At 45.9% G+C, this 9,702-nt stretch carries 4 protein-coding genes; all 4 read right to left on the reverse strand.

The features are described 5' to 3' along the window. The coding region (locus tag MHN01_RS07870) for a LacI family DNA-binding transcriptional regulator (protein WP_239410822.1) at positions 1-670 on the reverse strand (670 nt) is incomplete at its 3' end. Between the two features lie 241 nt (positions 671-911). Next, positions 912-4,292 carry a GH36-type glycosyl hydrolase domain-containing protein gene (locus MHN01_RS07875; protein ID WP_239410823.1) on the reverse strand — a complete coding sequence of 1,127 codons (3,381 nt, stop codon included), beginning with the start codon at positions 4,290-4,292 and terminating at the stop codon, positions 912-914. A 44-nt stretch (positions 4,293-4,336) separates the two neighbouring features. Further along, positions 4,337-5,455 carry an ABC transporter ATP-binding protein gene (locus MHN01_RS07880; RefSeq protein ID WP_239410824.1) on the reverse strand — a complete coding sequence of 373 codons (1,119 nt, stop codon included), beginning with the start codon at positions 5,453-5,455 and terminating at the stop codon, positions 4,337-4,339. 650 nt (positions 5,456-6,105) lie between these two features. Continuing rightward, the gene (locus MHN01_RS07885) at positions 6,106-9,585 is read right to left on the reverse strand and encodes a carbohydrate binding domain-containing protein (RefSeq protein WP_239410825.1); all 3,480 of its coding nucleotides are present in this window, start codon (positions 9,583-9,585) and stop codon (positions 6,106-6,108) included. Positions 9,586-9,702 lie beyond the last annotated feature (117 nt).

A 9,702-nucleotide genomic window follows, 5' to 3' on the forward strand; every position in this document is an offset into this window, starting at 1 on the left:
AAGCACCAGCTTCGGTGAAATCTGAGTGAATAATGAATTTCTGGCTGAACTTAATATTAAAGAAACCCAGTGCTGCAATATAGCCTTCTAAACGTTTTTGGTTGTCGTAAGAATCTTCCGGACCACCAAAGTAATAGACTTCCTTGCAGCCAGTATCGATTAATGCCTTGGTCGCTGCGAAGCCACCACCAAAGTTATCGATCAAGATACTGTAAATATGAGGAGCTTTTATTTCACGATCCAATACGACAAAAGGTTGGTTCTTGTCGGCGGTATTAATGAGAAACTCGTCATCGAAAGAGTTACTAAGAATAATCGCTCCGTCTACCATTTTGTCTTTAAGGTATCTATGGGCCGTTGAGTCAGCACCGCCAAACACGCTGCATGCGATGAGGTCATAGCCCACTTCATGGACTTTTTTCTCAATACCCTGAACGATCTCGCTATAAATCGGACCAAACCAAGAATTGAAGAAAATACCGATAGCACCGTTGTTCTTTTGCCTTAACCGTTTTGCATTGCTGTTAGCTGCATAGTTAAGCCGCTTAGCAACTTCTAGGACGTGTTGGCGTGTTTTCTCGCTTATGCGATCACTGTTGTTTACAGCATAAGATACCGTCGAAATAGAAACTTTTGCTTCTCTCGCGACATCTTTAATAGTAGGCCTCATAACTACTGAATTCTCCCCCTGGACTATATGTTACGTTTAACTACTTTATTTCAGGTCGTTCACAATGGAACGATTCAAAATGCAACAATACGATTATAGTTGAGTTGGTAAAACGATTCTATCAACTATAACCATGGCTAGCCACAAAAGATTATTGGTCATAATTAGTTCAAAGCTCCCCGGGTGAAAAGCCTTCTGCCTATATATGCTCACTAACGGGTTAGGCAGAAGGCTTGGGGTATTACAGCCAGATCTCCAGCTTGTTCAAGTTATCTCCTAACAGGTTGATTAACTGGTACTTTTCAACCAGAACCCCACCGGTTCGGTAAGCGTTTGACAGTTCAGTCAATGCCAGAGCACAGTCATTCAGCTCGACACGCTTAGGTGTGTGACAGCCTTCCTCAGGGTGGATCACCAACTGGCACGGCTTATCGTACAGGCTGAAGTTCAGGGTTACCTTGCCAAGGGACTTGGCAATAATCGGATCGAGCACCAAAGCTTCATTTTGATAACGGATGCCCAACACACTGCTGATAAGCTGGTTGATATAAATACCTGGTCCACTTGAGTAGATTCTCCAGCCACCCTTAACCTCAACTTCACCCGACTTTAGTTTGTCGAAATTGTCGTAGGCTTCGTAGCGGTCGTTAAATTTACCGTCTGAGCTTGAGAAATAAGCATTTGACTGACGAACATCGGCATTTGGAACAGATTTTTGGATGCCTACTGGCACAATCTTGTACAGGTTGTCGAATACATCGTCGGCTTTACCCATTTTACACAGCGCTTCGATAAAGCGAATGTGGGCGTGGCAGTATTGCAGACCAACTTCACGGCCAAGGTTAGCAGCCAGTTCGGCACGCTTGAAGTAGCTTTGCTTGCCAGCATTATATTCGGCCATTTTCTCCATCAGGCGAACACCGTCTGGGTATACCAGTTTTTCCTGGATGATGTTCATATGCGCTTCTGCCATTTCCTTGTCAAACGTTTCGGAAATGATTGAGCGGGAAGCTGGCAACAGACGGTAGTTAATGCCTGTTTTCTTGTCTGATGGGTGCAGCAGATATTCAACCTGATCGACATCTTTGTCTGGGAAATGGATGAAACCTGCAATAACGCCGTCTTTGATAAGGAAACGGTGATAGTCGGCTTCCATTTTCTCCGTCAGATCTTGAATCTGAGCAACAAATTCAGCGTAAGCTTCGGCACCATTTAGTGCACTGCTCAGTGTCTTCATCGCCTGCAGAGTTAGTGGGATTGTCCAGCCACTTACCATGTTTTCGCGCAGCGCCTGGTTGGCTGGCTGCAGGGTATCATCCCAGTCACCGTCACCGTAGCAAGAGAGGTGAGTTCCCGGAATCAAGTTGTCAATGATGTGCTTAACTTGACGCTCGATATGGGCGAACAGGGTGTAGCTTTCCTTGGTAAACTCGAAACTGTCTTCGATGCTGGTATAAGGCACAGACTGGTCAAGAATAGACAGGTCACCGGTTGTCGTGATGTAGTCGGCAATGGCTTTCAGTGGCCATACAACGATATCACCGTGGCAGTCTTCTTGCTGGATTTTGCTGTACTTATCAAACATGAACCACTGCGGCCAGGTGCCTGTTTCGATATGCTGGTGGCTGTAGATGTTCTTAAGTAACTCGGCAGCTTTATCGAAGTGCTGCATAGACATGAAGAGCTCGAATGGTCCCTGTGATACATCACGTGTTCCCCAGGCCGCACCTGAATATTGCTCAAGGCCATGAGGCGTACTGTAGTGAACTAGCGCATTATGGGTAAACCATTGAATTGTATCGTTTAGCTTCTGAGAGTTGTAACGATCGTTCTCAAACTCCACGGTGAAGTTGTTGATAAGCTTATTCTGTGACTTCTGATAGAGCTTGGTTTCGGTTGCAAAGTCCAGTACTTTCGGCTTTTTCATTGACTGGGCATCTAATGCGCCAGTAATAGTGATGCTGGCTTTCTTGCGCACGCTGCCCTTCAGCAACATGTAGCGAACAGACTCGCCTGACTTGATAACTGACAGCTCATCGAGTTCAGGAGCGGCAAGCCAGGTATAGGTCAGCTCAGGGTGGGTGCCCGCAACCAGTGCATTATCGCCGGTAACATGGATATAGCGGCTTTCACGCGCGACTGTAACATTGCTGTCTTTTTCGTTGTTGCCCATGATCAGCTGGCTGGTAACACTGATCTCAAGCGGCTGGTCCAGGTTAATCAACTCAATATCCAGCTGAATAGTCGGCGCGTTCTGGGCACTGAAGCTGGTTACCTGGATATAGCCTTGCTGGTACTTGTAGATCCAGCGCGAGAAGTTCGCACTGCTTTCATAGGCCGAAGGCATCGTCAGGACACGGTATTCACCATTATCTAATACCCAGATGCGCTGGCCACTGAATTTGTACAAGTTCAATGAAGTGCGATCTACGCCAATGAGTTTATTGAACGAGGTATTACCAAGAACAACATGTGAGTTGAATACACCGTACATGCCGTGAGTCGAGCTCATCACCGCATTGTTGAAGTCCTGGTTGTTGCCAGAGGAGATCATGTGGCCGGTAGAACGTTCCAGATGGCGCTCTTTAGCTGGCAGGGTTACATAGCGGCTTTCGCCCGCTTCTTTGCTGTAGAAAAATGAAAGCAGCTCATCGTTCTTGTGCTCTTCAAAGCGCTTTGTTTTGCCGAAGAAAGCATCGATCTCGTCAGATGACAGTGCTTCACCTGACAAGGTTGCATCGGCATTGAGCAGGAACGAGGGTAGGGCTACCTCGCTTTCAACAGCTTCTAAAGGCGCTTGGTAAGCATTGATTAAAAGATCAACTGAGCCAGCCTCAGAAACATTCGAGTCAGCCAGGTGATCCTGGTAGTCCATGTAGAACACGGTCTGGCTTGTTTCGCCGCGGCTTAGTGTTGTTTCTTCTGTTTGCAGGGCAACATAGCCCATCTCAAATTGAAACTTTACATTTTCAAGGTCTGGCTGGCTTAATGCTGTAGGCTTGTTGTCGAAACGGTAGTTTTTGCCGAAGAACTGGTAGCCATCTGTTGAAAAGCCAACGACTTTAGAAAATGCACCAATCTGAGAACAAGGGTTGCCGCTGCTTTGAGGTAGGTTCTGGCGAGAGCAAACAACATAGCCATAGGTGTCATCAGAAAATACCTGATGATCAAGGTATTGGCTGACATAGCACTCGTTGCTCTTGACTGCACCCTCGTCGGCCAATGCGATATCCTGACCGAAGATCAGGTCAAACGTGATATCTTCAGACTGCAGGTTTTCGATATCGGCAGTGTAGTAGATAGTGTTGTTGTCTGTTGCAAGAGATGCCGTGACACGAGCACGGAACTGAGCTGTGGTTGTTTCCCAGCCAACGAGTCCGTCAGCAGTACGGAATGTACGCATATCGCTGTTATAAGACATCAGCGGCGTATAAGAAATCGTATTATCTTGTTTTACGCGTAGGTAAATATTTGATAGCGCTAGTTCAAATTCAGTTGGCTCATATAAGTTAAACATAACACTGTTGGCTTTGATAGCCTGTAGAATATTATGCTCGTTAAATGTCATCGTCAGGTGGCCATTTGTCATGACATGACTGGATTCAGAAAGCGAGAAGTTCATATAAACTATTTTCCGTGTTTATCTAATAAATAATATTTAAGAAATCAATTAAGCAATAAAATGTTTTCACCTGTCTCTTTATCAAAGAGATGACATTTTTCCATATTGAATTTAATGGACTGGACTTCGTTCTTATTAATCTTGGTTGAGAGTTCTGTTTGTTTGCAGATAAGCTGCTTTCCAATCAAATCAAAATAAACAAATGATTCTGAACCCATTTCTTCAACATCCGTGATAAAGGCTTGCATGTCGCCATCACTGTTGGTGATTGAAATATGTTCAGGTCTCAGTCCTAGGTCAATTTCTATATTTTCCCATTTTTTAACGATTTCAAGCTTGGACTCATTTAATGGAAGGTTAAGAGTTTTGTCTTTAACTTGAAGCTTTATTTCACCATCATGGTTTATAACTTTTGCAGTCATCATGTTCATGGATGGTGAGCCAATAAATTCTGCAACGAATTTATTTTTAGGATTATGGTAAACATTCATCGGTGTATCGACCTGCATGATCTTGCCTTTATTGAGCACGCAAATTCGATCTCCCATGGTCAATGCTTCTACTTGATCGTGGGTGACATAAACCATAGTGGCTGGTCGGTCACTTTGTTTTAGCTGCTCGTGCAAGCGGCTGATACGCATACGCATCGATACGCGAAGCTTGGCATCTAAGTTCGATAATGGCTCATCGAAGAGAAATACTTCCGGTTTGCGAACCATTGCCCTACCTAGAGCAACACGCTGGCACTGTCCGCCTGATAGCTGGCCAGGTTTACGGGTCAGCAGTTCGGATATTTCGAGTATCTCAGCGGCTTCTTTAACACGTTTTTCAATTTCGGCTTTGGGCTTTCTTGCTGTTTCCAGGCCGAAAGCCAAATTCTGCTTAACCGTCATATGCGGGTAGAGCGCATAGTTTTGGAATACCATTGCAATACCGCGATCTTTTGGCGGTGCATCGTTACAAACTTTATCACCAATAATTAGCTGGCCACTGCTGACGCTCTCTAGGCCTGCCATCATTCTCAGGGTGGTTGACTTGGCGCAGCCTGAAGGGCCGACCAAAACCATAAACTCACCATCTTTAATATCTAAGCAAATATCATGAACGGCATGGAAACCATTCTTGTATACCTTGTTTATGTTTTGCAGCTTTACCTGGGCCATAGGGATTCTCTTGCTAAACTATTTGTTCTTGTAGAAACGTTTCAACTGATAGTATTCAAAGCACCATGCACTGTCAAACCCCTGGTCATTGTACGCGTACTCAGATCACACTTTTTTATACCTGGTGCGCACTGGAGTGCAATGTAAGGGGCTGTTTCATTGATGATTTGGACGATTATCTAGTTTTTCAATGTTTCGGCTCGTTGAACCGAACAAGTATTATTTCGCTAATGCTATTTCGTGTCAGTTACCTGAAACCTGTTTCGATGCTCAACCGTAAAGCATTGGGTGATCAACCAAACTCCTTTAAAATCAAAGATTTATTTTTGTTTGTCGAGCCGCGGAATGCTAAGGCTTGAACAAAAGGTATCTGACGGAGTCAAAAATTTAGTTCCATTATACTGCTAGACTTTAACGTAAACTTTGACGCTTTCGTCGAAACGTTACATCAGTGCGTTAAAAACGTGTTTTACTTTGTCTTTCGGCATACAGTGCAGGGCCTTAACTCTTTCCATTTCATGTCTGGTATCTTGTTGTTCAACTCGCGTAGGGGGAAATGGTAAGGTTGGTTAAGTAGGCAGTCACGACTGTCGGTACCTGATTAATTTGAAGGGGCGTGTTCCGCCCCTCCTTTATAACTTACTAACAGTTTAGTTCGAACTTCTGCAACCAGTCGGTGAGTTGACTCTGTCGCATAGGTCTGCATTGAAGATACGCTGTTTATAGACCCTGAGGTTGTCAATTACAACGCGATCGCTCTCGCTATTGTCTTTGCTTTGACGCATCTTTAGCGTGATATGAAACTCTTTGTCTCCCGGGCGTTTTCGCATAACAAATGCCAGTTCATCAGGTGAATCATTTTCGACGGCGGCAACAGCAGGTCTGGTTGCCTTCGCGGTTGATTCATCCTCTGATTTAGGAAAGACATCAACATCTATGTCGAACTCAGTATCGTCGGCAATAGCATGTTCACCTAACGTCATTTTGTAGATATATCGTGTTCCGTCAGCATCGCCTGAAACATCAACTTTGGTTTCGGCTTTTCGCCATGAAGAGTGGCCCTTCAGTTCAAATTGAAGTGCCTGACTGCCTTCCGGCACCTTTGCAGGATCATTTGTGATGCTTACCTGTTTATGGGAGAAGGTCCAGTTTCCGGTGCCATCGCTACTCTCGAAGTTTCCGTTATTGATGCTCTCAAGTGCGCCGAACAGTTGCAGTGAGGTGTTGTCAAACATGAATGACTGTCCATCAACACCACCAACACCATCGACAACGTATTCGATGTGAAGTTGGCTTGCTCCGGCAGGCTTAATAGTGCTCACTGATACCAGTTGCCCTGGTTCGCCTGATGTAACCTTTTGGCTGATAGTTGTACTACCTAAAGGCAAGTTGCGATTACCTTCTTCAGACCAGTAAACCCGGATGTAAGCCTTTGCAGTGGTTACCTGTTCAGGGCGAATATAGGCAGATACCTTGTATTCACTCCCGTCCAAAGCGATTGGTTGCTTGACGGCCTGGGTTAAAATGGATTCACCGGCAGTTGATGAATACACTTTGGCACCCTGTCCGTTAATACTGGTGGTGATTTCCGCACTAGAGTTTCCGTAATACTGCCAGCCATCTAAGCTGCTTTCGAAATCCGGATTAGAGAAAATGCGTTCTCTGCCTTCTAAGGTGCTGACCAAATCATCCAACTCAATCCAGTCGCCCTCTGGATCGACAGCTTCAAATCTTTCGAATTGTTCAGTGCCTGGCACTGTAAATGGTGAACGCTGGAATCCGAATGATTGCTTGGTCTTATCTTTCCTTACCCCATATACATGACGCGGCGTCAGGGCAGAGAAAAGGGCAACCTGATTGCCTTCTGTATCTTTTATCGATGTAGTTTTGGGGCGATAGAAAGTATTGCGAAGTTCCTTTGTCGTGCCTGGGCGGATGGTTTCTGCCAAGCCAATGGCGCCAAACCAGAAATCAGCAATGCCAATTGAGTTCATGTCGTAGTCAATGCTCATCGACCATCGGGTTAGCATGCTAATTTCAGCACCCTCTGGCGAGCCATTGGTCATCTTCTGCCGCAAACCATCACGGTAGGCGAAGTAGCCACCAACCATGGCTCCTTGTTTTCCGTGCTGGCCAAAACCGAGTAGGGCAGGAAAATGCAGAATATCATCGGGGTGATCCGATGGGCCGTCATTGTAATATTTCCCAGTTTGGTTAGGACTGTTGCCTGCCGAAAAGGCAGCAAAATACGGTGACCCCAAATCGTCAGTTTCGGCCTGGGTGATAGCGTAATAGTTGTTATTCTGCTGCTTCCAGCCAGCATCATCGAAATGGTGTTCCAAGATTAATGTTCCGCCCATTACAATAAATGCGGAATGGGAGCGTTTGATGACAGGTTCACCTTTTACCCAGTCGTCATAATCGAAATTATCTCGGTCGTAGACATACTTGTCATAGTTATAGCTAGCTAACGGATCCTGAGCGGCACCCAGATCACCATAAATCCAGGTTTCGTTCGCCATGCCATTGTCATTCTTTAGCGGCCCGAAGTCATCATTTTGCCAGGTTACGCCCTGACGTGCGCGAATCGTATCGCTAGAGCGAACAAAGATTTGCTGCAGATATTTTTTGGCCTGCGCGATTTTGTCGTTGTCAGGATACTGTTCTGCCGCCTTGATAACAGCCGGTAAGAATTTCATGCTGGTATAGAGCTGTGGCTGAGGCCCAGGGTTTTCAGCCATGTTAGGCTGGCCACTTGTAACGTAGTTACGCACAAAGTGACCGTCATATGTTTTCAGTCCGCCGAGGTTGTCGGACATCAGGCCCGCATGACGTTCAATTAACTGCTCAATCAGTGTCTCAATCTGGTTATCGTTATTGACCTTGTCGGCTGCAAGCAACAGATAAATTGCCCATCCAACCGTATCGGCAATAGGGGTCGTATTTGCTGACGTTCCTAATGCCTGGATCTTTCTATGAAGAAAACCATCGGGTGAGTAACTGTTGGTGGTTTTGAAAGTACCTGAAGCAACCACGCTCTTTATTGCCGAAACGTATTGGTTCAGTTCATCCTGCAGCCATTCCTTGTACGGCATTTTATCGTCATGCTTGTCTAACAGGGTATAAGGGTCGCCGTTGGAGTAAAACAGCTTGCCGTCGGGTGTGGTGGCTAAGTCCAGTAATTGGCTGTCACTGGAAAATAATGGCTGCGGTGAGAGCGAGTCTGAGCTTCTAGCTTCCTGCTCAGGAACATACAGGATCTCCGAGCCGTCGCCAGAGTCCTTTGTAAGGTATAGCCCGGACAGCGAATCGCGTCCGAAGACGCGACTGAACCCGATCCTGGAAAGGTTAGCTTCCTGGTAAACTTTGGTCATAGTCTGGCCGTTGTAAGGAAGTCGATAGACAACCTCTTCGGTCAGGGCGTATAGATTTTCCCCGATCATATCCAGGGCGATGTCTTTGACCGGCAAAGGCGATGCAATCAGCTCTGTAGGAGATTGTGGTCCGCCACTGAAAACGCTGTTCTTAGCGGCTTCAATACGATAGATGCCTTGATCGCTACCGACATATAAGCTCGATCTGAAGTATGTCATACCATAATGCGGTAAGGCCGTGTCGGTACCCGAATTCAATGACAGTCGTTCATATAGGGAAAGCTTCTGCGTGTTGAGGTTGAAAGCGACAATACCGTCTTCTCCGCTTCCCTTGTTGCACAACGCGAGATATAAGAATCGGCCTGATGGAGTAAAGGTCATTCCGCAAAGTGTGTTACTGACCAGATCTGTATCTTTCAGGATATCATTGATCTTATCGGCGGTAATTGTGTGCAAGACGGACTGTGAGATATTCCGAATTTCGATGTCTGTTGACGAGGCATTGGCAACAGCATAGTAGCCAGCTACTTTGGCAGCCGCGACAAGATCGCTTTGTCCGTGGTCGAAATGCCACTCGGCAGAAATAAAGTCCGTTTCAGGATTGGGTTTCTCGCCGGGCTTGGGCTTAGGGGTTGGTTGCTCGATACCAGGATCAATGTTTCCGTCACCACTACCGCCACCGGAGCCATTACAACCGTACAAGGCAATAAGGGGGATTAGGAGCCCTAGTAGTTTCCTTTTACTTTTGATACTCATACGACCCCCTCCGTAATCTGTCCGAAAAATAGATTCATGGCGTATATACCCTCACAGTGCGTTTGTGATGTTGGAAAGTTGCATTTTGCTGATTGTTTGCGGAGTCATGTCCAATCG

The organism is Photobacterium sp. OFAV2-7 (genome assembly GCF_022347985.1).
GTDB lineage: Bacteria > Pseudomonadota > Gammaproteobacteria > Enterobacterales > Vibrionaceae > Photobacterium.

Coding starts and splice junctions, on each gene's coding strand:
- MHN01_RS07875 (WP_239410823.1), bottom strand. CDS start 4,292: ATGAACTTCTCGCTTTCTGAATCCAGTCATGTCATGACAAATGGCCAC.
- MHN01_RS07880 (WP_239410824.1), bottom strand. CDS start 5,455: ATGGCCCAGGTAAAGCTGCAAAACATAAACAAGGTATACAAGAATGGT.
- MHN01_RS07885 (WP_239410825.1), bottom strand. CDS start 9,585: ATGAGTATCAAAAGTAAAAGGAAACTACTAGGGCTCCTAATCCCCCTT.